24 protein-coding genes are annotated in these 21,385 nt (G+C 63.1%); 14 read left to right on the plus strand and 10 right to left on the minus strand.

Going from position 1 to position 21,385, the window contains the following annotated elements; all coding sequences use genetic code 11:
- Window position 1 precedes the first annotated feature (1 nt).
- The 3 genes from CUR21_RS07700 to CUR21_RS07710 form a co-directional block, all read right to left on the minus strand.
- Window positions 2-316, minus strand: coding sequence for a multidrug efflux SMR transporter (locus CUR21_RS07700; RefSeq protein WP_100196423.1), 315 nt, complete (start codon window positions 314-316; stop codon window positions 2-4).
- Window positions 313-1,272, minus strand: coding sequence for an acetyl-CoA carboxylase carboxyltransferase subunit alpha (locus tag CUR21_RS07705; protein WP_100196424.1), 960 nt, complete (start codon window positions 1,270-1,272; stop codon window positions 313-315). The genes CUR21_RS07700 and CUR21_RS07705 overlap by 4 nt, the downstream gene beginning before the upstream one ends.
- Before the next feature lie 300 nt (window positions 1,273-1,572).
- On the minus strand, window positions 1,573-2,529 hold the full coding sequence (locus CUR21_RS07710; RefSeq protein ID WP_100196425.1) for an L-malyl-CoA/beta-methylmalyl-CoA lyase: 957 nt from the start codon (window positions 2,527-2,529) through the stop codon (window positions 1,573-1,575).
- A gap of 160 nt (window positions 2,530-2,689) precedes the next feature.
- Here CUR21_RS07710 and dgcA point away from each other — a divergent pair, with 160 nt between their 5' ends.
- Window positions 2,690-3,652 carry an N-acetyl-D-Glu racemase DgcA gene (gene dgcA, locus CUR21_RS07715; protein WP_100196426.1) on the plus strand — a complete coding sequence of 321 codons (963 nt, stop codon included), beginning with the start codon at window positions 2,690-2,692 and terminating at the stop codon, window positions 3,650-3,652.
- A gap of 4 nt (window positions 3,653-3,656) precedes the next feature.
- The gene (locus CUR21_RS07720; protein WP_100196795.1) at window positions 3,657-4,517 is read left to right on the plus strand and encodes a D-amino-acid transaminase; all 861 of its coding nucleotides are present in this window, start codon (window positions 3,657-3,659) and stop codon (window positions 4,515-4,517) included.
- A gap of 75 nt (window positions 4,518-4,592) precedes the next feature.
- On the opposite strand, the gene CUR21_RS07725 is transcribed toward CUR21_RS07720, so the two are convergent.
- From CUR21_RS07725 to CUR21_RS07735, 3 genes are all read right to left on the minus strand, one after another.
- Window positions 4,593-4,919, minus strand: a complete 327-nt coding sequence (locus tag CUR21_RS07725) for a DUF1244 domain-containing protein (RefSeq protein WP_100196427.1) — start codon at window positions 4,917-4,919, stop codon at window positions 4,593-4,595.
- Between the two features lie 55 nt (window positions 4,920-4,974).
- Window positions 4,975-5,895 carry a calcium-binding protein gene (locus CUR21_RS07730; protein WP_100196428.1) on the minus strand — a complete coding sequence of 307 codons (921 nt, stop codon included), beginning with the start codon at window positions 5,893-5,895 and terminating at the stop codon, window positions 4,975-4,977.
- Between the two features lie 145 nt (window positions 5,896-6,040).
- Window positions 6,041-6,799, minus strand: coding sequence for an N-formylglutamate amidohydrolase (locus tag CUR21_RS07735; protein WP_100196429.1), 759 nt, complete (start codon window positions 6,797-6,799; stop codon window positions 6,041-6,043).
- Window positions 6,800-6,931: 132 nt separating this feature from the next.
- On the opposite strand from CUR21_RS07735, the gene pyk reads away from it, so the two are divergent.
- From pyk to CUR21_RS07760, 5 genes are all read left to right on the plus strand, one after another.
- Window positions 6,932-8,377, plus strand: coding sequence for a pyruvate kinase (pyk, locus tag CUR21_RS07740; RefSeq protein ID WP_100196430.1), 1,446 nt, complete (start codon window positions 6,932-6,934; stop codon window positions 8,375-8,377).
- A 28-nt stretch (window positions 8,378-8,405) separates the two neighbouring features.
- Window positions 8,406-8,630 carry a hypothetical protein gene (locus CUR21_RS07745; protein WP_100196431.1) on the plus strand — a complete coding sequence of 75 codons (225 nt, stop codon included), beginning with the start codon at window positions 8,406-8,408 and terminating at the stop codon, window positions 8,628-8,630.
- Window positions 8,631-8,743: 113 nt separating this feature from the next.
- Window positions 8,744-8,944: a 50S ribosomal protein L35 gene (rpmI, locus tag CUR21_RS07750; RefSeq protein ID WP_100196796.1), complete on the plus strand. Its 201-nt coding sequence runs from the start codon at window positions 8,744-8,746 to the stop codon at window positions 8,942-8,944.
- A gap of 12 nt (window positions 8,945-8,956) precedes the next feature.
- A complete protein-coding gene (gene rplT, locus CUR21_RS07755; protein WP_100196432.1) occupies window positions 8,957-9,322 on the plus strand; it encodes a 50S ribosomal protein L20 in 366 nt (121 codons plus the stop codon).
- Between the two features lie 174 nt (window positions 9,323-9,496).
- On the plus strand, window positions 9,497-9,850 hold the full coding sequence (locus tag CUR21_RS07760; protein ID WP_100196433.1) for a hypothetical protein: 354 nt from the start codon (window positions 9,497-9,499) through the stop codon (window positions 9,848-9,850).
- Between the two features lie 24 nt (window positions 9,851-9,874).
- Here the strand turns inward: CUR21_RS07760 and CUR21_RS07765 are convergent, their stop codons facing one another.
- Window positions 9,875-10,834: a glycosyltransferase family 8 protein gene (locus CUR21_RS07765; protein WP_100196434.1), complete on the minus strand. Its 960-nt coding sequence runs from the start codon at window positions 10,832-10,834 to the stop codon at window positions 9,875-9,877.
- Between the two features lie 321 nt (window positions 10,835-11,155).
- Here CUR21_RS07765 and map point away from each other — a divergent pair, with 321 nt between their 5' ends.
- Both map and CUR21_RS07775 read left to right on the plus strand, forming a co-directional pair.
- Entirely contained in the window at window positions 11,156-11,908 is a 753-nt protein-coding gene (gene map / locus CUR21_RS07770; protein ID WP_100196435.1) for a type I methionyl aminopeptidase, read from the plus strand.
- Window positions 11,909-12,058: 150 nt separating this feature from the next.
- Window positions 12,059-12,805: a WecB/TagA/CpsF family glycosyltransferase gene (locus CUR21_RS07775; protein WP_100196436.1), complete on the plus strand. Its 747-nt coding sequence runs from the start codon at window positions 12,059-12,061 to the stop codon at window positions 12,803-12,805.
- A gap of 4 nt (window positions 12,806-12,809) precedes the next feature.
- Here the strand turns inward: CUR21_RS07775 and CUR21_RS07780 are convergent, their stop codons facing one another.
- On the minus strand, window positions 12,810-13,760 hold the full coding sequence (locus CUR21_RS07780; protein WP_100196437.1) for a glycosyltransferase family 2 protein: 951 nt from the start codon (window positions 13,758-13,760) through the stop codon (window positions 12,810-12,812).
- 329 nt (window positions 13,761-14,089) lie between these two features.
- Between CUR21_RS07780 and CUR21_RS07785 the strand changes: the two genes are divergently transcribed.
- Entirely contained in the window at window positions 14,090-14,977 is an 888-nt protein-coding gene (locus CUR21_RS07785) for a CpsD/CapB family tyrosine-protein kinase (RefSeq protein ID WP_157791963.1), read from the plus strand.
- A 3-nt stretch (window positions 14,978-14,980) separates the two neighbouring features.
- Complete coding sequence (locus CUR21_RS07790; protein ID WP_100196439.1) at window positions 14,981-16,318, plus strand: Wzz/FepE/Etk N-terminal domain-containing protein; 1,338 nt, start codon at window positions 14,981-14,983, stop codon at window positions 16,316-16,318.
- A 67-nt stretch (window positions 16,319-16,385) separates the two neighbouring features.
- Here the strand turns inward: CUR21_RS07790 and CUR21_RS07795 are convergent, their stop codons facing one another.
- Window positions 16,386-17,093 (minus strand): sugar transferase, encoded by a 708-nt coding sequence (locus CUR21_RS07795; RefSeq protein ID WP_100196440.1) that lies wholly within the window; start codon window positions 17,091-17,093, stop codon window positions 16,386-16,388.
- Between the two features lie 594 nt (window positions 17,094-17,687).
- Here CUR21_RS07795 and CUR21_RS07805 point away from each other — a divergent pair.
- Together CUR21_RS07805 and CUR21_RS07810 are read left to right on the plus strand one after the other, a co-directional pair.
- Window positions 17,688-18,911 carry a glycosyltransferase family 4 protein gene (locus CUR21_RS07805; RefSeq protein ID WP_100196797.1) on the plus strand — a complete coding sequence of 408 codons (1,224 nt, stop codon included), beginning with the start codon at window positions 17,688-17,690 and terminating at the stop codon, window positions 18,909-18,911.
- Complete coding sequence (locus tag CUR21_RS07810) at window positions 18,911-19,702, plus strand: hypothetical protein (protein WP_100196442.1); 792 nt, start codon at window positions 18,911-18,913, stop codon at window positions 19,700-19,702. Before CUR21_RS07805 ends, CUR21_RS07810 begins: the two co-directional genes overlap by 1 nt.
- Here CUR21_RS07810 and CUR21_RS07815 read toward each other — a convergent pair.
- Window positions 19,699-20,334, minus strand: coding sequence for an SGNH/GDSL hydrolase family protein (locus CUR21_RS07815; RefSeq protein ID WP_100196443.1), 636 nt, complete (start codon window positions 20,332-20,334; stop codon window positions 19,699-19,701). The genes CUR21_RS07810 and CUR21_RS07815 overlap by 4 nt on opposite strands.
- A gap of 130 nt (window positions 20,335-20,464) precedes the next feature.
- Here CUR21_RS07815 and trxA point away from each other — a divergent pair, with 130 nt between their 5' ends.
- Window positions 20,465-21,373: a thioredoxin gene (trxA, locus tag CUR21_RS07820; protein WP_100196444.1), complete on the plus strand. Its 909-nt coding sequence runs from the start codon at window positions 20,465-20,467 to the stop codon at window positions 21,371-21,373.
- Window positions 21,374-21,385 lie beyond the last annotated feature (12 nt).

The following is a 21,385-nucleotide window of genomic DNA, read 5'->3' on the forward strand; positions in this document are numbered from 1 at the left end:
CTCAGGCCAGTTTCAGCGCCACGATCCCGCTCAGGATCAGCAGTATCCCCAGCACCCGCGCCAAACTCACCGGCTCGCCGAACAGCATCACCGCCATGATCGCCGTGCCAAGCGTGCCAATCCCCACCCAAACGGCATAGGCGGTGCCCACCGGCAAATCCTTCATCGCCATCGACAACAGCCAGAAACTGCCCAAAGCGCCCACAATCGTCAGCGCGCTTGGCAGCGGCCGGGTGAAGCCTTCGGAATACTTAAGCCCGATGGCCCAGCCGGTTTCCAACACCCCGGCCAAGGCCACCAGAACCCAAGGGCTCACGCCGCGAGTCCCTTGGACCCCATCTCGATGAACTTGGCGCGGCGGTCCTTGATCAGCGCATCCGGCTTCTTGCCCGACAGCTCTTTCAGCATCGCCTCGATGCCCTTGCCCACCGCATCAATCGTCTCGCGGCGGCCCCGCTGCGCGCCGCCCACCGGCTCCTTGATGATGCGGTCAATCACGCCCAGCTTCTGCAAATCCTGCGCCGTCAGCCGCAAGGCCTCGGCGGCCTCGCGCATCTTCTCGGCGTCCTTCCACAGGATCGAGGCACAGCCTTCGGGCGAAATCACCGAATACACGCTGTGCTCCAGCATCGCGACGCGGTTCGCCGTGGCAAAGGCCACCGCCCCGCCCGATCCGCCTTCGCCGATCACCACCGAAATCAGCGGCACGCCGATCTCAAGGCATTTCTGCGTGCTGCGCGCAATCGCCTCGGCCTGCCCGCGCTCTTCGGCACCCTTGCCGGGATAGGCGCCGGGCGTGTCCACCAGCGTGATCACCGGCAGCCGGAAGCGGTCCGCCATATCCATCAACCGAATGGCCTTGCGATAGCCTTCGGGCCGCGCCATGCCGAAATTGCGCTCGATCCGCGATTTGGTGTCATTGCCCTTTTCATGGCCAATCACCATCACCGGCGCATCGTTGAACCGCGCCAGCCCGCCCATCACCGCATGGTCATCGGCAAAGTTCCGGTCCCCCGCCAAAGGCGTGTATTCCGTGAACAGGGCGTCGATGTAATCCTTGCAATGCGGCCGGTCCGGGTGGCGCGCCACCTGACATTTCCGCCACGGCGTCAGATCCTTGTAAAGATCGCGCAACAGGGCCTCGGCCTTCTTGTCCAGCGCTTCGGCTTCGCGGGCCACATCCATCTCGGGATTGCCACGGCCCATCGCCCGCAATTCTTCGGCCTTGCCTTCGATTTCGGCGAGGGGTTTTTCGAACTCAAGGTAATTCATAGGCCACTCCGTGATGGACACGCGTCTATATGCCCCTGCCCGCAGGCCATTGCAACCGCAGCGCCGACAATCGCCGGACCGATGCGCAATGCCTTGCGCCACGCGTGATCAGATCCCGGAAACAGCAGCGCCCCGAACCGCTGGTTCGGGGCGTGCATCCTCCCCAGTTGCCACGCGGGGCCTCCTCTCCCCTGATGCGTGGCGCGGGTATTCTTTTCAAACCGCCTGCATTTCAAGCGCTGATATCGAAGCATTGACCAGCGCACAGCAGCTTGTCAACGATTCCGATCAAAAACCATGTCAGCCGACAATCATCTCGGCCTGACGCACCACCACCTCGGCCTGTTTGATGCTGGCAATGTCCACCAGCCGGCCCTTGTAGACGGTCGCCCCCTCGCCGCGCGCCTTGGCCGCTTCCATCGCGGCCAGAATCTCGCGCGCCTCGGTCACGGCCGCGTCCGAAGGCGTGAACACCTCATTGGCCAGCGCCACCTGCTTGGGGTGGATGGCCCATTTGCCCACCATGCCCAGCGTGGCCGACCGCCACGCCTGCGCGCGGAATCCTTCGTCATCCGAGAAATCGCCAAACGGCCCGTCCACCGGCAAGATTCCATGCGTGCGGCAGGCCGCCACAATCGCGGCCTGCGCCCAATGCCATGGGTCCGACCAATGTTTCACGCCTGCGCGCAACATGTAGTAATTCTCCTGCGTGCCGCCGATGCCGGTGGTCTGCATTCCCATGCTCGCCGCAAAATCTGCCGCGCCCAGACTCATCGCCTGCAAACGCGGGCTACTGGCGGCAATCTCCTCCACATGCGCAATTCCGGCAGCGCTTTCGATGATGACCTCAAAGCTGATCGGCTTTGTGCGCCCCCGCGCCCGCTCCACCGCCGTCACCAGCGCATCCACCGCATAAACATCCGCCGCGCAGCCCACTTTCGGGATCATGATTTGGTCCAGCCGGTCGCCCGCCTGTTCCAAAAGATCCACCACATCACGATACCAGAACGGGGTGTCCAATCCATTGATGCGCACCGACAGGGTCTTGCGCCCCCAGTCCACCGTGTTGATCGCCTGAATGATATTGGCCCGGGCCGCATCCTTGTCAGCAGGGGCCACTGAATCCTCCAGATCCAGATTGATCACATCCGCCGCACTTGCCGCCATCTTCTCGAACAAGGCCGGGCGCGACCCCGGGCCAAACAGTTGGCACCGGTTCGGACGGGCGGGCGGGGTGGGCTGGATGCGAAAGCTCATCGGGACCTCGGGCAAGTTAATTTCACGACTCTGCATCGCAGCGATAGATTATTGCGCGCACGTCGGCAACCCTCCCTTTTGCAACCGCAGCATCCCCCCCGCCGCTTGCACAAGCCGCCCTCCCACGCGATGAAGGCCAAAAGGCTTGAAGAGCGCTCCCATGATCACCGTTACCGCCGACACCTTCCCCCTTGCCCGCACCTTCACCATCTCGCGCGGGTCCAAAACCACTGCGCAGGTGGTCACCGTCACCCTCACCCGCGCGGGCCACCAAGGCCGGGGGGAGGCCGTGCCCTATGCGCGCTATGGCGAAACCGTCGATGGCGTGCTGGCCCAGATCGCGTCCATTCCCGGCAACGTCACCCGCGACACGCTCGCCCACAGCCTGCCGCCGGGCGCCGCCCGCAATGCAATCGACTGCGCGCTTTGGGATCTCGAGGCCAAGGCCGCAGGCTTGCGCGTGTGGGATCTTCTGCACCTGCCCGCACCGCGCCCCGTTGTCACCGCCTTCACCCTCTCGCTCGACACGCCCGCCGCCATGCGCGCGCAAGCCGCCGAGAATGCCCACCGTCCGGTCCTGAAAATCAAGCTCGGCACCCCCGATGACATGCCAAGGCTGGAAGCCGTGCGCCTTGGCGCGCCGAAATCGACCCTCATCCTCGACGCCAACGAAGGCTGGACGCCCGAGATCTACGCCGATCTCGCCCCCCGCCTTGTCGCCATGGGCGTGGCGCTGGTGGAACAACCACTTCCCGCCGGAGCCGATGACATGCTGGCCGAAATCGCCCGCCCCCTGCCAGTCTGCGCCGACGAATCCTGCCACGACCGTGCGAGCCTGTCGGCGCTGCGCGGCAAATACGATGTTGTGAACATCAAGCTCGACAAGACCGGCGGCCTCACCGAAGCCCTCGCCCTCCGGCAACAGGCGCAAGAGATGGGCTTTGGCATCATGGTCGGCTGCATGGTGGGCAGCAGCCTTGCCATGGCCCCCGCCACCCTGCTCGCCCAAGGCGCGGCCTTCACAGACCTTGACGGACCGCTCTTGCTGGCCCAAGACCGCGACAACCCGCTTGTGTTCGATGAACACGGCATCCACCCGCCGCACCCGGCCCTATGGGGATAGCACCATGACCCGCACCGTCTATGTCAACGGCCAGTATCTGCCCGAACACGAAGCCACCGTCTCGATCTTCGACCGCGGCTTCCTGATGGCCGATGGCGTGTATGAGGTCACCTCTGTCCTCGATGGCAAGCTGATCGACTTCGAAGGCCACATCAAGCGCCTGCACCGCAGCCTGTCCGAACTCGACATGCCCCGCCCTTGCTCGGATGAGGACCTGCTCGCCATGCACCGCGAACTGGTCCGGCTCAACAGCATCGACCAAGGCATGATCTACCTGCAAGTCACCCGCGGCAATCCGGGCGACCGCAGCTTTGTCTTTCCGGCCGCCGATCTTGCCCCCACCATCGTGGCCTTCACGCAAGACATTCCCAACCTTGCCGATGCTCCCGCCGCCAAAACCGGCTTCCGCGTCATCTCGATCCCCGACCTGCGCTGGTCGCGCCGCGACATCAAGACCGTTCAACTGCTCTACCCGTCGATGGGCAAGATGGCCGCCAAGAAGGCCGGCGTCGATGACAGCTGGTTTGTCGAAGACGGCACCGTGACCGAAGGCACCTCGAACAACGCCTATATCGTCAAGGGCAACCGCATCATCACCCGCCAACTCACCAGTGACATCCTGCACGGCATCACCCGCGCCGCCGTCCTGCGCTTTGCCGCCGAAGCCCAGTTCGAGGTGGAAGAACGCCCCTTCACCATCGAAGAGGCGCAAAACGCCGATGAGGCCTTCTCCACCGCCGCCAGCATCTTCGTGATGCCGGTGGTGGAAATCGACGGCAAACCCGTGGGCAGCGGCAAACCCGGCCCCGTCGCCATCCGCCTGCGCGAGCTTTATCTGGATGAAATGCGCAAGGCCGCCGTCTGATGAGCGCCGTCTGACGGCCCGGCATGAAACAGCAAAGGCGGGCCAAGGCCCGCCTTTTTCACAGGGCCCTCCGGCCTATTCCTTGCCCACAGGCCCCACATTCTGCGCAAAGGCCTTGGCAAAAGCCGCCTGCTTGCCCGCATCCGCCTCGGTCTGATGCCGCGCCACCCAGTCCTCATAGGGCATCCCATAAACGATTTCGCGCGCGGCGGCCTTGTCCATCTCGATCCCGCGCGCGTTGGCCGCTTCCTGATACCAACGGCTCAGGCAGTTGCGGCAAAACCCCGCCATATTCATCAGATCGATGTTCTGCACATCGGGTCGCTTTTCCAGCAAATGATGCATCAGCGCGCGAAACGCCGCCGCCTCAAGCTCTGTGCGGGTCTGGTCGTCCTGTGTCATGGCGGTCCTCCTGAACCGCCAGCATGTCGCATCGCAGGCCGGGCTTCAACCGGGCTCAGGCGCGCTCGACAAACAACCACGACTCCCGCGTCGCAAGCAGCAGGGCCGCATCCTGATTCGACAGGTGCACCGCGGGCTGCCCGTCCACCTCGATCAGCGTCGTCAGCGGACCCGCCGAGCGGATGACGATCTCGGCCGTGTCGGGATCTTCAAGGATCAGGGTCAGGGTCTCTGTGCGGTGGTCAAAATCCGTCACCGTGCTCAGATCCTCGCCCGCCGAAAAGGCGATGCCAAAATCATCATCGCCCAGACCGCCGGTCAGCAGGTCCCCGTCGTCGCCAAACAACAGATCATCGCCCGCGCCGCCGTCCAACTGGTCCGGCCCGCGCTCGGCCACATCGCCAGAGGTAACGCCCGACGCAACCCGGTTCAGCTGCGCATCGGTGACGTTGCTGCCAAAGCCCCGCGCCAGCGCCCCACGCAGATCCGCCGCGATCTGGCTCATTTCGCCCGACACCCGGTCGAACTCCACCCCAACCAAGGTGTCATTGCCGTCATCGCCGCGCAGAAGGTCGCTGCCACTCGACCCGATCAGCAGATCATTCCCCTCTCCGCCCGTCACCGTGTCATCGCCTGCGCCACCGACCAGCAGATCATCGCCCGAAGCGCCGTCCACCACGTCATTGCCGCCGCCACCCAGCACCACATCGATGCCCGCGTCGCCGGTCAGCAGGTCATTGCCCAGCTCTCCCACCACCACATCATTGCCTTCAAGGCCTTCAATGGTGTCACGCCCGTTCCCGCCCAGCAGGATGTCGTTCAGAACCGTGCCCGCCATCTCGTCCCGGCCCGAGGTTCCGGCCTCCACCTCGCCCGCCTCGTCTGACGGCGTCTCCCGCTCCGGCGCGTCATCGCTGCCGCCTCCGATGGCAAGTCCGCCCAGCACAAGCAGGGGCAGCAACAACAGCAATTCCATTGGGCACCTCGGCGATGGTTAAAATTGCACAAAAGATGCCGCCATTGCAGCGCAAAGCAGAAACGGGTCAAGCGATTTGAAGCACTGACGAAAAGCGGCGATCAATACCGCCTCGTCTTGGGGATTGTCGTCAAAGTGTCGGCAATCAGACTCGCGCGGTCACGTCCGCCAGCGCCGCCGTCAGAATCGGGGCCAGCCGCCGCGCCCAGTCCTGCTGCTCTGCCTCGGTGCCGATCAGGTCATTGCGCAATTCGATCAGCGTGTTGTGCCGCCCGGGCTTCAGCGCGTGGCGGTCAATCGCATCGCCCGGCAGATGCCCGGAATAGGGCTCGTTGTCACCCACGCACCAGCCCGGCACCTTTTCCAGCGCGGCGATCAGCGCGCGTGACAGGCGTTCATCCTCATGGCTGTGCAACACGCCGATGTGCCAAGGCCGCGGCGGCCGCCCGCGCAGCGCCGGGGTGAAAGAATGCACCGCCAGAATGGCTTTGCCCTCGGCCAATTCGGCCAAGGCGGCGTGATAGGGGCGATACAGCCGCTCCAGCCGCGTTTCCACCTCGGCCGCGCCGACATGACGGTTCGCCGGAATGATGGTGCCATCATACAGCTTCATCACCAGCGTCGGATCATCTTCGCCCCGGTTCGGGTCGATCACCAATCGGCTGAAATCGGAACAGATCACCGGGCTGTCCAACGCTTCGCCCAGTGCCAGCGACAGTCCGCGCGCGCCCACGTCATAGGCGATGTGGCGCGCCATATCCTCTGCCGCGATGCCAAGGCTGCCGCCCAGCCAGTCCGGCACCCGGTTGCTCGCGTGATCACAGGTCACCAACCACGGCCCCGGCCGTGTGGCCCCAAGGATTTCAAAGGCCTCATGCCTGCTTTCCGGGCGACTGTCTGTCATTGTTCCTTTACCCCGCCGTGGTTTTACGGCTTTAGGTCATTTAGCCGGAACGCGCCAGTTGCCCCGCGCCTCCGATTGCTCTATTCCCACCCGTGGCCCACCACGAAGTGATAACCGAAGAAGGAACAAGGCATGAGACGCCTTCGGAATGTTAAGATCGTGGCCACCTTGGGCCCGGCATCCAATGATTATGAAATGATCCGCGCCTTGTTCGAGGCTGGGGCCGATGTGTTCCGCCTGAACATGAGCCATGGCACGCATGACGATATCCGCGCGCGCCATCAGATCATCCGGCAAGTCGAATCCGACACGGGCCGCCCCATCGCCATTCTGGCCGATCTTCAGGGCCCCAAGCTGCGCGTCGGCACCTTTGACGCCGACTCCTACGATCTGGCTGACGGGGCCAAGTTCCGGCTTGATCTTGACGCCGCCCCCGGCAACGCCACCCGCGTGCAACTCCCCCACCCCGAGATTTTTGCCGCCCTCGAACCCGGCGCCTCGCTCTTGGTGAACGATGGCAAGATCCGCCTCGTGGTGGATGACTGCGGCGCCGATTTCGCCAATTGCACCGTCACCGTCGGCGGGACGATTTCCAACCGCAAGGGCGTGAACGTCCCCGATGTGGTGCTGCCGCTGGCCGCGCTCTCGGCCAAGGATCTCAAGGATCTGGAATTCGCCTGCGAACTGGGCGTCGACTGGCTGGCGCTGTCCTTCGTCCAGCGCGCCGAAGACGTGCTTCAGGCCAAGGAACTGGCCAAGGGCCGCGCCGCCGTGCTCTCCAAGATCGAGAAACCCGCCGCGGTAAAGGCCTATGAGTCCATCCTTGCCGTGTCGGATGGCATCATGGTCGCCCGTGGCGATCTTGGGGTCGAACTCCCGGTCTATTCCGTCCCGCCGATCCAGAAGCGCCTTGTCCGCATGGCCCGCGCCGCTGCCAAGCCGGTGATCGTCGCCACGCAGATGCTGGAATCGATGATCGAATCGCCGATGCCCACCCGGGCCGAGGTGTCGGACGTCGCCACCGCCATCTACGAAGGCGCCGATGCCGTGATGCTCTCCGCCGAATCCGCCGCCGGGAAATTCCCGATCGAGGCGGTGTCGACCATGAACAACGTTGCCAAATCCGTCGAAAGTGACATCACCTACCGTCAGGTGATCGAGGCCAGCCGCAGCGTCTCGCGCTCCACCGTGGCGGATGGCATCGTCGCCGCCGCACGCGAAATCGCCGAGTCGACCGATATCAAGGCCATCGCCGTCTTCTCGCAATCGGGCACCACCGTCAGCCTCGTCGCCCGCGAACGCCCCCGCGTTCCGATCATCGCGCTGACTCCGCTGATGGACACCGCGCGCAGGCTCTGCCTCACCTGGGGCACCCATTGCGTCATCACGGAAGAGCAGGACCGTTTCAAGGGCGCCGTCATCTCGGCCGTCCGCGCCGCGCGCCAGCATGGCTTCGCCAAGGAAACCGATCAGATCGTGCTCACCGCAGGCGTGCCCTTCAACGTGCAGGGCACCACCAACATCCTGCGCGTCGCCCCTTGCGATGAACGGTTGATTTACAAAGCCGATCCTGAATAATCGCCTCAGGTAACGCGGTGAGGGGGCGATGGAGTCCGATCTGATGTTCGTAACCGGGGCCGTGCTTCTGGCCCTCTCCATTCCCTCCCTCTTCTCCGCCTTCGCTGACAGCCGCCCCCCTCGGGCGGCTGCCATCGTTCTGCTCATCGGCGGCACCCTCGTCGTCGTCGCGCTCAGCCAAAAACCCGGCGGCGTCGCCCTGTCCGAAATTCCCGATATCTTCCTGCGCGTCATCGCCCGCCTGCTGAACTGACTCTTTTGCCTTGCGCCCAAGCCCGCCCCCGCCTATAGGGGCCACTCTGGAAAGCCTGCGGGGCCGGCCAACTTAGGCATGCCGAGTCGCGCATATGACGATTGGAGATCGAAATGCCCAAGATGAAGACCAAATCCGCTGCGAAGAAGCGCTTCAGCTTCACCGCGTCCGGTCGGGCCAAAGCTGGCGTTGCCGGCAAGCGTCACGGCATGATCAAGCGTACGACCAAGTTCATTCGCGATGCTTCTGGCACGATGTTGCTGTCCGCTTCGGACACCAAGATCGTCAAGAAGTACATGCCCTACGACCGCTAAGGAGAGACACCCATGGCTCGCGTTAAATCTGGTGTCGTCACGCACGCACGTCACCGCAAGGTCATCAAGAAAGCCGCCGGCTACTACGCCGCCCGCTCGACCAACTTCCGCACCGCTACTCAGGCCGTCGACAAGGCCCAGCAGTATGCCACCCGTGACCGTAAGGTCCGCAAGCGCCAGTTCCGCGCCCTGTGGATTCAGCGGATCAACGCCGCAGTGCGTCTGTTCGACATCGAGATGACCTATTCGCGCCTGATCAACGGTCTGGCCAAGGCTGGCATCGAAGTGGACCGCAAGGTTCTGGCCGATCTCGCCGTGCACGAGCCCGAGGCGTTCAACGCCATCGCCGCTCAGGCAAAGTCGGCTCTGGCCGCCTGATCCATCGGATCCCCGGTTTCAAAAGCCCCGCCCTTGTGGCGGGGCTTTTTCGTTTTGGCTGCCTCCTCGCGCGGCTGTGACAGGTTCGGCGCCCGACTGACCCGGCGCAAGGGGAACGCCCGCGCCTGCCAAGGCGTTGATGCAAGGCAAATCCACAAGAAAAAAGGAAGCCCTATGCGCCTTCACCTCGCAGCCCTCGCCGTTTTCATCGCAACGCCCACGCTGGCACAGGTCAGCTATGTCGAAGTGGCCGACAGCGCGCCCGTGGCAGGCTTTGGCATCAACGCCGATCTCGCCGATGATCTGGATGTGCTGGACAGCACCGGCCGCAAGATCGGCGAAGTCGAAGAAATCTTGGGCCAAACGCGTGACGCCGCCGAGGCCGTCGCGGTTGATTTCGAAGACTCGGCCAGCGAATTCGGCGCGGAAGATCGCGTCATTCCCCTGACCGCCTTCAGCTTTAACGGCAGCGCTCTGGTTCTGGCCGACGGCACTACCGTGCAGGACATGCCCATCTGGCAGGATTGATCCAGCCAACCCGGCCGCGCGCACCTATGCCTTGGCGTCGCGCGGCTGGTAGGGATCGGGGAAGCGATCCAGATACCGCAGCAACGCCCGCCGCAGCGCCACAAAGCGCAGTGCCAGCCAGAAAAGCCGCGCCTTGGACTCCAGCACCGAAATCGTGGGCACAGGCACCTGCGCCCGCACCGGAAAATACGCCGTCAGGAAGGCCGCGTAGCTCAGGTGAAACCGTCGCGGGCAATGGCCCTGCGGGTCTGACCAAGGCTTGCTTTGACCTATGAAATGCAACAACCGTGGCCCCACCCAATCGGTGAACAGCGGGTATTTCCAAGGCCATTGCCAATTCCACACGGGCGACAGTTCCAGCCAGTCTCCATCCAGTGCAAGGTTCAGCAAAGACTGGTCATGATGCGGCACCCAGTCAGGATGCGCCGCCCCAATCGCCAACGCCCGCTCCAAGACTTGGCTTTCCTTGTAACGTGCGACGTCGATCAGAAGAAATCCGCTGTTCAGATACGGGCGATACCCTTTGCCCGCCTTGACGAATTCTTTCACCACGCGACGCGGCCGATACCATTGCTGCACATCCCGCACTGCGGCAACAGCCTTTCCCTTCATGTCGATCTCGAACAGATCCGACAGCCCGGCCGCATCCGCAAAAATATCGCTGTCCAGATAGATCAGGCGGTCATAATCCTGCCCAAGGATCTGCGGCACCCACATGCGCAGATAGGCCGACCGGGCCAGATGGGTGGTTTTCAAAGCGTCATAGGCCGCACTTTCCAGCGGCGGGAACACCTTCAACCGCAGCTCGTCAAAGCCATCGGGAATCTGCACCACACGGTCAGAGACAAGGCAGATATCATAATCCCGCCGCGGCTCCTTCTGGTGCAGTTGCTGCGCCAGAAAAAGCGCGTAAGGCAAATAGGCCTCATCCACACAAAACACCACCGCCTTGCGCAGCGTCGGCTGTCCAGACATCTCGGGCATCAGGCTCCGCTCCTTCCGTCGCGGTTTCCCGCCTGCATTGCCACGCCCGAACAAGGGGCGGCAACCTTGAACAAGGGCAAGATCGCGCCGCAGCGATGCAGGTCATGCCTGTGGCCAGTGCCCCCGCGCGCCTATTTATGTGCCCCTGTGGGGCACAGCAACGGGCAATCCCGTGCATTCGTTCTGGCGCATGGGCGGTGGTCTGCGGCGCGTGGCCCCGTCTCGATCCAGACCGGGCCACACAAAGTCTTTCTTGTGTGGACAGCGCGGCTCCGTCACAAATGGCCGCAGTGCCTGTTTCACCCTTGGACGGATCGCCGCATGACCATCACCCAGCAAGACGATCTTGAAAGCCTGCAAACGATTGGCCGGATCGTGGCCAACACCTTGCAGGCGATGGCCGGCGCGATGGAACCGGGGATGACCACACGGGAACTCGATCAGATCGGTCGCGCCCTCTTGGAACGGGACGGCGCGATCTCGGCACCGGAATCCACCTATGATTTTCCCGGCGCCACCTGCATCAGCGTGAACGAGGAAATCGCCCATGGCATTCCGGGGAACCGGGTGCTGCACGATGGTGATCTGGTCAATATTGATGTCTCTGCCTCAAAGGATGGGTTTTTTGCCGATACCGGTGCCAGCGTCCGGCTTGGCGCCATCCCGCCCGCGCTCGAGCAGCTTTGCCGTGATGGCAAGCGCGCCATGGACATCGGCATTGCACAGGTTGGCCATGACAAGCCGATTGCGGGCATCGGCAACGCCATCGGTCGCTTCGCCGCGCGCCGGGGCTATACGCTGATCCGCAATCTCGCCAGCCATGGCATCGGCCGCGCCCTGCATGAAGAGCCGACCGAAGTGGCCACTTGGCCCAACCGCCGCGACCGGCGGCGGTTGCACAAAGGGCTCGTGCTGACGGTCGAGCCGTTCTTGTCCAACGGCGGTCACTGGGCGGAAACCACAGCACGGGATGACTGGACGCTTTACAGCCAGCCTCCCGCTTGGGTTGTGCAGTATGAGCACACCGTGGTGACCACCGCAAATGGGGCGCTGATCGTCACCCTGCCGGGCTAGCGGTGCGCACAAGGCGGGGTCGTGGTGTGAGACATCAAGGGAAACTGTGAAAAAATGGTAAATTCTCAAGATTAACTTTTTGATTTTATTGAGTTCATGGAATAGCTCACTGTGTTACAAAGGTCCTAAGCTCCAATCCGAAGGCCCTCCGTGCGGTTTTACTTCCTCGACCAGACCATCACCGTGAACGTCCCCGACCAGCCCAGCCTGCTGGACGAGGTTCGGGCCCGGTTTCGCTCTGGTCAGGGCTTTTCCTTGGCCACCCTCAACCTCGATCACCTCGCCAAGCTGCGCGTCTCCCCCAGCTACCGGGCCGTCTACGCCGCCCAAGACCTGATCGTCGCCGACGGGAACCCCATTGTCTGGCTCTCCCGGCTGGCCCACCGTCCTGTCGCCCTTGTCCCCGGCTCCGATCTGCTCGCCCCCCTCCTTCATCTGGCCGCGGCCGAAGGCATGCCCGTCGCCTTCTTTGGCTCCACGCCCGCCGTGCTCGCCCGCGCCGCCGCCCGTCTGCAGGCCGAGATCCCCGGGCTGAATATTGTCTGGACCGGCGCGCCCGCCATGGGGTTTGATCCGACCGGCCCCGAAGCCACCGCCGCCTTGCAAGCGATGCGGGGCGCCGGGGCGCGGCTCTGCATCCTGTCCCTCTCGGCCCCCCGGCAAGAGGCTTTCGCAGCCCACGGCCGCACCCACGCCCCCGCCATCGGCTTCTGTGGCTTCGGAGCAGGGCTCGACTTCGTCGCAGGCCGACAGCAGCGCGCCCCCATCTGGGTGCGCAAGTTGGCGCTGGAATGGTTGTGGCGCGCCCTCTCGGACCCGCGCCGCATGATCCCCCGCTATGCTGCCTGCATGGCGATCCTGCCCGGTCAGGTGATCGCAGCGCTCCGTCAGCGCTGAGGGTTCATTTATACTCGATCAGGCCGCGTTTCCGTCCCTGCAGGCGGCGCACATGATACCCAAGCGCGCCCCACCCTTCGGCAAAGCGCCCAAGAACCGTCAGTCCGGCCCAAGCAATCCCTTCGCGCCGCGCCAACCGTGCCATCTGTGCCGGGTAGGCCAAGGCCAAGGTCCAACCCAGCGGATGCGCCAACCCCGCGACGATGATCCCGACCGGCCCCGCCACACCCCACAGCAAGGCGCGGCGGGTTTCGGCGACCCAGTGTCGTTCTGGCCCGCGGCCATGCAGATCCGCTCCTTCGGCAAAGGCGTGCCCCGACCGCACCATCCGCCGCCACCACTGCCCAAAGCGGAACAGGGCCGCGTCATGCAGCGTCATCTCTGCATCGATCCGCCAAACCGTGCCGCCGAGAGAACGCAAACGCAAGCACAGCTCCGGCTCTTCTCCCGCGATCAGATCCTCGCGGTAGCCACCCACCTCCATCACCGGCGCAAAGCGCATCAGTGCGTCGCCGCCACAGGCCTTGGCCTGACCGACGGGGGTGTTCCATTCCCGGTCGGCCATCCGGTTGTAAAGCGATGCCTCCGGAAAACGCTCGCGCCGTCTGCCGCAGACAACGACCGCGTCAGCATGGTCCGCGAAGGCACGTAAGGCCGCGTCGATCCAGCCTGCGTCCAGCACACAATCGCCATCGAGAAATTGCACATAGTCTGGCGGTGTTGGCGCCAGAACACGCAAACCGGCATTCCGCGCCCGCGCGGCGGTGAAAGGCTGGTCCAGATCCAGCGCCACCACCTCTGCGCCGGCATCCCGTGCAGCAGCAACCGACTGGTCGGTTGACCCGCTGTCGACGTAGATGATCCGTCGCACCTGCCCTTGCAGCGACGCCAGACAGGCGACAAGGCGCGCGCCTTCATTCCTGCCGATCACCACGGCATCCACTGTCACGGGCATGCTTGCCAACCTTGCGCTTTCCACCCCTGATCCTAGATTTGAAATGCCGCCGTGACCATGCTTTGCGAATGGCCGCGGGCGGTCAATGCCTTTCATTTTAGAAGATAATCTGCTAATCATGATGGCAACTGGACGGGGGTCTGGCAGGTTCGGAAAGGCATCGATGCGCAAGGTGGCATCGGGGCCGGGTCGGACAAGCCTAAAATCGGTGCCTGCCAAACGGCAGGTTTTGGTTTCGGCAAGCAGCCCCGGTGCTGCGCTTTTCAGGAGCGTGCCAGGTCATGGCCCGACACAGTAACTTGGCGCTACCTTTAGAAAACCAACGGAATATGGGAATTTTGGCGATGGCCGAGGATGGCGATGCCCCATCGCGGCGTGACCGCGCGCTCTCGGTTTCCGTCTTTCGTCCGGGCCGCTCGGCGGAACGGGAGATCGATCCGCCTGACCCGGATCAGGGGCGGGACATCTTTGTCGATCCCTATCCGCTGGCACTTTTCAATGCGGCGCGCGTCTGGGAATCGCTGAATGCGATGACCCTGAATGGCGACCACCTCGCAAGAAACGGTTTGTTTACAAACCCGGACCAAAGCCTTGCCGGACCCGCGTTCGACATTTTGCGCACCCGGATCGCGCAGGCGATGGCAGAACGCGGCTGGCGCCGGATCGGCGTGACATCGCCCACACATGGGTGCGGCAAGTCCTTCACAGCCGCCAATCTTGCGATGGCTTTGGCCAGACGTCCGGGCAGCCGCACGGTTCTGATGGATCTCGATTTACGCAGGCCCAACATGCACACGCTCTTTGGTGTTACGCCAAATGGCGCGCTGCGCGGTTTTCTGGATGGCACGCAACCGATGGAGTCTCTCTTTGTGCGGGTGGGCCGCACATTGGCCATCGCCTTCAACGGCGAAGCGGTGCCCGATGCTGGCGACATCCTGCACAGTTCCGATACCACGCAAGCTCTGGACGCGATGGAAGTGCAGTTGGACCCGGAAATCACAGTCATGGACCTGCCGCCCGCATTGGTGAGCGATGATGTCTTGGCCATGAAGGGCAAGGTGGATGCCGTGCTGCTCGTGGCGGATGGCACGCAAACCACCGCCAAGGAAATCCGGGCCTGTGAAACGCTGTTTGAAAATCGGCTCCCCTTGATGGGTGTGGTGCTGAACCGCGCGCAGGATCTGGGCTTGGGTCGCTTACGCTACAGGCGGGGCTGAGGCATGGGGCCGATCCAGACTATTGAAGACCTGCTGGGGCTGATCCGGCGCCGCTTCTGGGTGATTGCTGCGGTGAGCCTGTTGGGCACCCTGATGGCCATCTGGTATGCCAAGACCCGCCCCGATGTGTTCGAAACAGCCTCTGTCTTGCAGGTGGAATTGCCGATGGTCACCGATGGCGGTCAGGCGCCTGCCTTGCCGGTGAACGTGCTGCAACTGCTGACGAGCATCGAACAACGGCTGACGACGCGCGACAACCTGATCGCGCTGATTGATCGTCATGGCCTGTTTGCGGATGCCCCGGGCATGTCGATCGAAGACAAGGTTTTCGCGATGCGGCAATCGGTGAGCTTTCAAAGCGTGACAGGGCCCTCTGGGGCATTGTCCGCCTTGATCATCTCGGCACGCGCGGGAGAGGCAGAGGATGCGGCGCGGATTGCCAATGACCTTGCGCAAAGCGTGCTGGACATGGGGGCCGAGGGTAAGCGCGCCACTGCGGAGGCAAGTTTTGGCTTTTTCCGAGAGCAGGAGAACCGACTGTGGGAGCAGATCACCGCGCTGGAAGCCGAAATTGCTGCTTATCGCGATGCCAACCGCAGCGCCCTTCCGGGCGTGCGCGAGGCACGGCAGGACCAAATCGCGGAACTGGAAACCTCACTGCGCGCGCTTGAACAGGAAATCACGGGTTTGCAGAGCGAAGAGGCCCAATTGCGTGCCCTGCCCACCCAACGCGCCACCGATCGACGGCGGCTTGAAGAGCTTCGTCAGCGGCTTGTGGTGCTGGATGCACAGCGCGCCCCCTTGGCCGAGCGCAAAGCCAATCTGGAAGCAACGCTAGGAGACACTGCCGAGGTAGAGCGCGCGCTTTCGGGTTATGAACGGCAGTTGCGGCAGTTGCAGGATCAATACACGGTCGTCTCACAACGGATGGCCGAAGCCGAAACCGCGCAAAGCCTTGCGTCGCGGCAACAGACGGAACGGTTTTCCATGTTGGAGCGCGCGATCACGCCGGATTATCCGTTAGGATCAGGGGCCAAGAAAATGGCGATTGCCGGGTTGATCGGCAGCGCCGGACTGGGGCTGCTGCTCGCCTTTTTGCTGGATCTGATGCATCCGGTGATCCGCACCGCCTCGCAGATGCAGCGGGAACTGAACCTGTTGCCCGTGGTGTCCATCCCAGAGGTGAAAGCACGCAGCCGCAGACCGACGGGCCGCAAGGCCATTGCATCGCTGATCGAAAACGAGGCTGGACGGTTGCCCGCCATGGTTGGCATGCGCCGGACGCTGATCTTGGGGGTCGCCCTTCTGATCGTGATGGTTGCTGCCGCCTCGATGATCTGACACCATGCAGTGAACCCGTGCTCCGCCTTTTCAAAGGCGGAGCGTCGAGATCACCTTACCGCAGCCATCAGCAACCTGTGCCCTTGAGCACAACACTGATCGTGCGCCACAGGATGCGCAGGTCCGCCGTGAAGGCGAGCCCGTCATCATAGACGGTGTCATATTCGGCGCGTGCCTGAAACGTCGTCTGGTTGCGCCCAGCCGTTTGCCAATAGCCGGTGATCCCCGGGCGCAGGGCATAATAGGCACTGCCTGGATAAAGGCTGCGCTGTTCCACCATCATCGGGCGTGGCCCCACAAGACTCATGTCGCCCTTGAAAACGTTCCAGAGTTGCGGGAGTTCATCCAGCGAAGAGCGGCGCAGGAACCGACCAAACCGCGTGATGCGGGGATCTTGGCGCAGCTTTTGCGTGGCATCCCACTCCGCACGCGCGGTCGGGTCGCGCTGTAGCAGATCCTGCAATTGGGACTCGGCGTTGTGAACCATCGAGCGCAGTTTCCACATGCGAAAGGTCTTGCCGCCTTTGCCAACGCGCAGCTGGCTGTAAAATGGGCGTCCCCCCTCTAGCGCAACGCCGATGGAAAGCGCTGCGATCACCGGCACGATGACAGGGGCAGCCACAACAATCGCTGTCACATCAAAGGCGCGCTTGAAAACATTGCGGTAAAACCCAAACGGGCGCTTCCACAAACGCGGAAGCGGCCCGACGACAGACGGGGGCGCTTGGATCGGTTCTGCGGGGCGGACAGGAAACTCACGAAAGGTGAAAGACATTAGCCAATCCTCCCGGTTGCCCGTGGCGCAAATCGCAACAATTCAGCTCGGTTATATTCAAGGTGGGACAGGTCGGCGGGGTTCCGGCCTGTCCTGAATGGCAGCACATCAAACATCATCATCAGCACTCGGATCAAGCGCCCCCACCTGCAGTTTACCCGGGGAAAAGGATGTTTGACGACAGCTTTTCGCGGCGCGAAGGTCATTCTCAAGCCGCAATTCCGCAGATATTTCGCCGTGGGTTCGACAAGATTACGCCACAAACAGCTTGGGCGTGCACGCGGCACTGTCGAGTATCGCAAGGGTTTCATCCTTCTGGAACCGTGATTCGCCGAAATCGTGGAGCGCGAACGAGAGACAAGCGCGCACCGCCGTTTTTGGCCTTGGCGCCCAGACTGCCAATAGCCGGAGCATTGTTAAAAAATCGTGAACAATCCATGGCGCCAAGACAGAGACTGTCCAGACCGGGCGTTCAGCGCGCGCCGGAACTTCGAGGGCGGGCGTGAGCGTCGTCAAACTTCTTGCATCCCCGCAGCGCAATGGTGATCTTGCGCGCACTGTCGCGGCAAGATGCCCGGCCCTGTGGAGCTGCTCTTGAAGATCGCCTATCTGGTCAACACCTACCCGCGCAGCTCGCTCACCTTCATCCGGCGCGAGATTCTGGCGCTTGAGCGGCTGGGATGGGATGTGCATCGCTTTGCCCTGCGCTCGGATCGGCCGTCGCTGGTGGAGCCTGCGGATCTGGCAGAAGACGCGCGCACCGAGCACGTGCTGAAACTTGGTGCCAGCCGTTTGGCGGCCTCGGCATTTGGCTGGATGGCGCGACATCCACGACAGGCGGCGCGTGCCTTCGCGATGGCACTGTTCTGTGGCGCACAAAACGCAAAAGGCACGCCCGGAAGCGGCGGGCGTTTGCGGCACATGATCTACCTGATCGAAGCGGCACATCTGGCACGGCGCTGCCAAGATCTGCGTTTGTCTCATCTTCATGCCCATTTCGGCACCAACTCCGCGACGGTCGCCATGCTGTCGGCAATCATGGGCGGGCCGGGGTATTCCTTCACCGTTCACGGGCCCGAGGAGTTTGACGCGCCCAGAGCGCTCGCCTTGGGCACCAAGGCCGATCACGCCCTGTTCACGGTGGCCATTTCCAGCTTTGGACGCAGCCAGATCTGTCGCTGGGCCGATGTCGAGACATGGCCGCGCCTTCATGTTGTGCATTGCGGAATCGAGCCTTGGAGCTTTCCTGATCCGGCACCGATGCCGAAGGGAGGCCCGCATCTGGCGGCGATCGGGCGCCTGTCCGAGCAAAAGGGCTTTGGCCTGTTGATCGAAGCCATTGCTCAGGCGCGTGCCGAGCTGCCAGATCTGCATCTGACGCTGGTCGGCGAAGGCCCGCTGCGCCCCGAACTGGAGGCGGCGATTGCCCGACACGGACTTGCCCGCCACGTCACTTTGACCGGATGGCAGGATGAAAGCCGGGTGCGCGAGACATTGGCACAGGCTCAGGCGCTTATTGTGCCGTCTTTTGCCGAAGGTCTGCCCGTGGTGATCATGGAGGCGATGGCGGCGGGTCGCCCAGTGATTGCCACAAGCATCGCGGGTATCCCAGAACTTGTAACCCCCGAAACCGGGTGGCTGGTTCCCTCGGGGGATGCGATGGCACTTGCTCAGGCGATCCGCCAGATGGCCGCCGCTTCGTCGGACCAACTGGAACAAATGGGGCAAGCGGCGCGTCAGCGTGTGATGGACCGCCACGACATTGACCGCGAGGCCGAAAAACTGACGCTCCTTTTCGCCAGCAAAGGCCATCCGTGATGTCTGCATCCTTTCAAGTCATCTGTGCCAGCAATTCCGACGCAATCCTCGCCGCCAATCTTGGCGCCTCTCCCTGTTTCGCGCAGGGCCTTCCGCTTCATGTGGAGCGGGGGGCCGCATCGGCGACCACCGCCTATAACCGCGGGCTGGACGCGACGGCGGGTGATATCGTGATCTTTGCGCATCACGATGTTTTCTTGCCCGAAGGCTGGGATGCGCTGCTGGCGGCGCGCTTGGACGAGTTAAGCCGCATTCACCCCGATTGGGGGGTCGTCGGTGCATTTGGCGTTGGTCCTGACACCCGGCAATTCGGCCCGGTCTGGACGTCCTCTCTGGGACAGATCATCGGCCGCGTTCCTCTGGCGCCAGAACCCGTCATCAGTCTGGACGAAATGCTGATCGTGCTGCGCCGCGCCTCGGGTTTGCGCTTTGACGACAGCCAGCCCGGTTGGCACATGTATGGCACGGATATTGTCTGCCGCGCGCGTGCGTCAGGACAAGGGGCCTTTGCGCTAGGGCTGCCCTGCATTCACAATGATCGGTTTCATGATGCGCTTGGGGCCGATTTTACCGAAAGCTATCGCTGGATGCAGGCGCGGTGGCCAGCTTATCTGCCGATCCAGACACCTGTCACCAAACTGAGCCGATCAGGCCTGCACCTGATGCGTGAGCGCTGGAACATGCGCAAGTCTATCGAGATGCGCGCGGGCGACTCGGTTGATACGGGCGCACCGGCCGCAGAGCTTGCCAAACGCTGCGGCTGGGCCGACCTTCGCCCTTCACTGGACTAAAGCCGCTTGATCGCCTCGGCCACGGCAAGACCAAGGGCAGCATGCGCCTCGGGCTCGAAATGGATGCCATCCTGTGCGCTGACTTCGATCACCGTGCCCGCATCGAAGAACCCAATGCCGCGCGCCTCTGCCAGGGCCCGGTAGCGTTCGGGCAAACCTTGGCTGCGAGCGGCGGCCCCCAGAAACTCTCCGGCAATCGGCCCCACTTCTACCACCGGGGGCGGGCAGATCAGCAGCAGCTTGAACCCGCTGTGACGCTGCTGCATCTCAAGGCTGAGTGCGATATCGACCAGCCCCGCGACACCAGCCGTGACGGCTTCGGGCGTGGCCGAAAACCTTGCCTTGACGTCATTGGTGCCAAGCATGATCGTCAGCACATCGACCGGACCGTGGCTTTGCAAGGCGATCTTCAGCCCGTCCTGTCCGTTCATATGCGCCCCCATCACCGGATCGGCGAATTGCGCGGTGCGTCCTGGCAAACCCTCTTCGGCAAGTTCCCACCCCACTCCCAAGGCGCGCGCGCACACCTGTGGCCACCGCACGCCCGGACCGAAGCGGTGATATTCCCCCCGCGTCACGATCGGCGGCGTGCCGTGGGTGTTGCTGTCGCCAAAGGTCATCAAAAACGGCATTGCTTTCTCCCCGCCATGCTGGGCACAGGCTAAGGGGAGAAACCGCCGTCGTAAATGCCCCTTCCCCCTTGGCCTTTGCGTCGGCTGTGCGCATATATGGGACGAAGTTTTCAGCCGGATGAGGGATCAGATGTTCAGCCTAGGTGAAAAGCCTGCCGCCGCGCCCAAAAGCGACCTGATCAAGGACACGACAGAGGCCACATTCATGGCCGATGTGATCGAGGCCAGCCGTGAGGTTCCGGTCATCGTCGATTTCTGGGCCCCTTGGTGCGGCCCGTGCAAGACACTTGGTCCGGCCCTTGAAGCCGCAGTGAAAGCGGAAGGCGGCAAGGTCCGCATGGTCAAGATCAACGTTGACGAGAACCAGATGATCGCGGGCCAGTTGCGCGTGCAATCCATCCCCACCGTCTATGCCTTCTGGCAGGGGCAGCCGGTCGACGGGTTCCAAGGTGCGGTTCCGGGCTCGGAGATCAAGAAGTTCATCGACCGGATCAAGGCTTTGGGCGGAGATGGTGGGCTTGCAGAGGCGATTGAGGCGGCGGAGCAGATGCTGGGCGAAGGGGCGGCCGTGGATGCGGCCGAAACCTTTGCCGCCATTCTGGAAGAAGAGCCGGAGAATGCCGCAGCCTATGGTGGTCTGATCCGCAGCCATCTTGCCCTTGGCAACCTTGAGCAAGCTGAAACCCTTGCCGCAAACGCGCCCAAAGCGATTGCTACCTCCAAAGAAGTCGAGGCCGCTCGAGCGCAGATTGCCTTGGCAAAGCAAGCCGCCAACGCCGGGCCCGAGCAAGACCTGCGCAATGCGGTTGAGGCCGATCCGGAAAACCATCAGGCGCGCTATGATTTCGCTGCCGCCTTGCTGGCTGCTGGCAAGACCGAAGAGGCGGTTGATCAATTGCTGGAGTTGTTCCGGCGCGACCGCGAATGGAATGAGGGGGCCGCCCGCGCCCAGTTGTTCACGATCTTTGATGCCTTGGCCGCGAAGGACCCGATCGTGATGAAAGGCCGCCGCAAGCTGTCTTCGATGATATTTGCCTGATCTCGATTGCGG

The sequence above is a fragment of the Pseudorhodobacter sp. MZDSW-24AT genome, from assembly GCF_002794355.1.
In the GTDB taxonomy this organism is placed as follows: Bacteria; Pseudomonadota; Alphaproteobacteria; order Rhodobacterales; family Rhodobacteraceae; genus Pseudotabrizicola.

What these genes read in the sequence shown, in the direction of transcription:
- rpmI (WP_100196796.1), top strand. Translation starts at nt 8,744, where the DNA reads ATGCCCAAGATGAAGACCAAATCCGCTGCGAAGAAGCGCTTCAGCTTC.
- rplT (WP_100196432.1), top strand. Translation starts at nt 8,957, where the DNA reads ATGGCTCGCGTTAAATCTGGTGTCGTCACGCACGCACGTCACCGCAAG.
- map (WP_100196435.1), top strand. Translation starts at nt 11,156, where the DNA reads ATGACCATCACCCAGCAAGACGATCTTGAAAGCCTGCAAACGATTGGC.
- pyk (WP_100196430.1), top strand. Translation starts at nt 6,932, where the DNA reads ATGAGACGCCTTCGGAATGTTAAGATCGTGGCCACCTTGGGCCCGGCA.
- CUR21_RS07780 (WP_100196437.1), bottom strand. Translation starts at nt 13,760, where the DNA reads ATGCCCGTGACAGTGGATGCCGTGGTGATCGGCAGGAATGAAGGCGCG.
- CUR21_RS07795 (WP_100196440.1), bottom strand. Translation starts at nt 17,093, where the DNA reads ATGTCTTTCACCTTTCGTGAGTTTCCTGTCCGCCCCGCAGAACCGATC.
- CUR21_RS07730 (WP_100196428.1), bottom strand. Translation starts at nt 5,895, where the DNA reads ATGGAATTGCTGTTGTTGCTGCCCCTGCTTGTGCTGGGCGGACTTGCC.
- CUR21_RS07705 (WP_100196424.1), bottom strand. Translation starts at nt 1,272, where the DNA reads ATGAATTACCTTGAGTTCGAAAAACCCCTCGCCGAAATCGAAGGCAAG.
- CUR21_RS07710 (WP_100196425.1), bottom strand. Translation starts at nt 2,529, where the DNA reads ATGAGCTTTCGCATCCAGCCCACCCCGCCCGCCCGTCCGAACCGGTGC.
- CUR21_RS07745 (WP_100196431.1), top strand. Translation starts at nt 8,406, where the DNA reads ATGGAGTCCGATCTGATGTTCGTAACCGGGGCCGTGCTTCTGGCCCTC.
- CUR21_RS07765 (WP_100196434.1), bottom strand. Translation starts at nt 10,834, where the DNA reads ATGCCCGAGATGTCTGGACAGCCGACGCTGCGCAAGGCGGTGGTGTTT.
- CUR21_RS07735 (WP_100196429.1), bottom strand. Translation starts at nt 6,799, where the DNA reads ATGACAGACAGTCGCCCGGAAAGCAGGCATGAGGCCTTTGAAATCCTT.
- CUR21_RS07810 (WP_100196442.1), top strand. Translation starts at nt 18,911, where the DNA reads ATGTCTGCATCCTTTCAAGTCATCTGTGCCAGCAATTCCGACGCAATC.
- CUR21_RS07760 (WP_100196433.1), top strand. Translation starts at nt 9,497, where the DNA reads ATGCGCCTTCACCTCGCAGCCCTCGCCGTTTTCATCGCAACGCCCACG.
- trxA (WP_100196444.1), top strand. Translation starts at nt 20,465, where the DNA reads ATGTTCAGCCTAGGTGAAAAGCCTGCCGCCGCGCCCAAAAGCGACCTG.
- CUR21_RS07815 (WP_100196443.1), bottom strand. Translation starts at nt 20,334, where the DNA reads ATGCCGTTTTTGATGACCTTTGGCGACAGCAACACCCACGGCACGCCG.
- CUR21_RS07720 (WP_100196795.1), top strand. Translation starts at nt 3,657, where the DNA reads ATGACCCGCACCGTCTATGTCAACGGCCAGTATCTGCCCGAACACGAA.
- CUR21_RS07785 (WP_157791963.1), top strand. Translation starts at nt 14,090, where the DNA reads ATGGGAATTTTGGCGATGGCCGAGGATGGCGATGCCCCATCGCGGCGT.
- CUR21_RS07790 (WP_100196439.1), top strand. Translation starts at nt 14,981, where the DNA reads ATGGGGCCGATCCAGACTATTGAAGACCTGCTGGGGCTGATCCGGCGC.
- CUR21_RS07725 (WP_100196427.1), bottom strand. Translation starts at nt 4,919, where the DNA reads ATGACACAGGACGACCAGACCCGCACAGAGCTTGAGGCGGCGGCGTTT.
- dgcA (WP_100196426.1), top strand. Translation starts at nt 2,690, where the DNA reads ATGATCACCGTTACCGCCGACACCTTCCCCCTTGCCCGCACCTTCACC.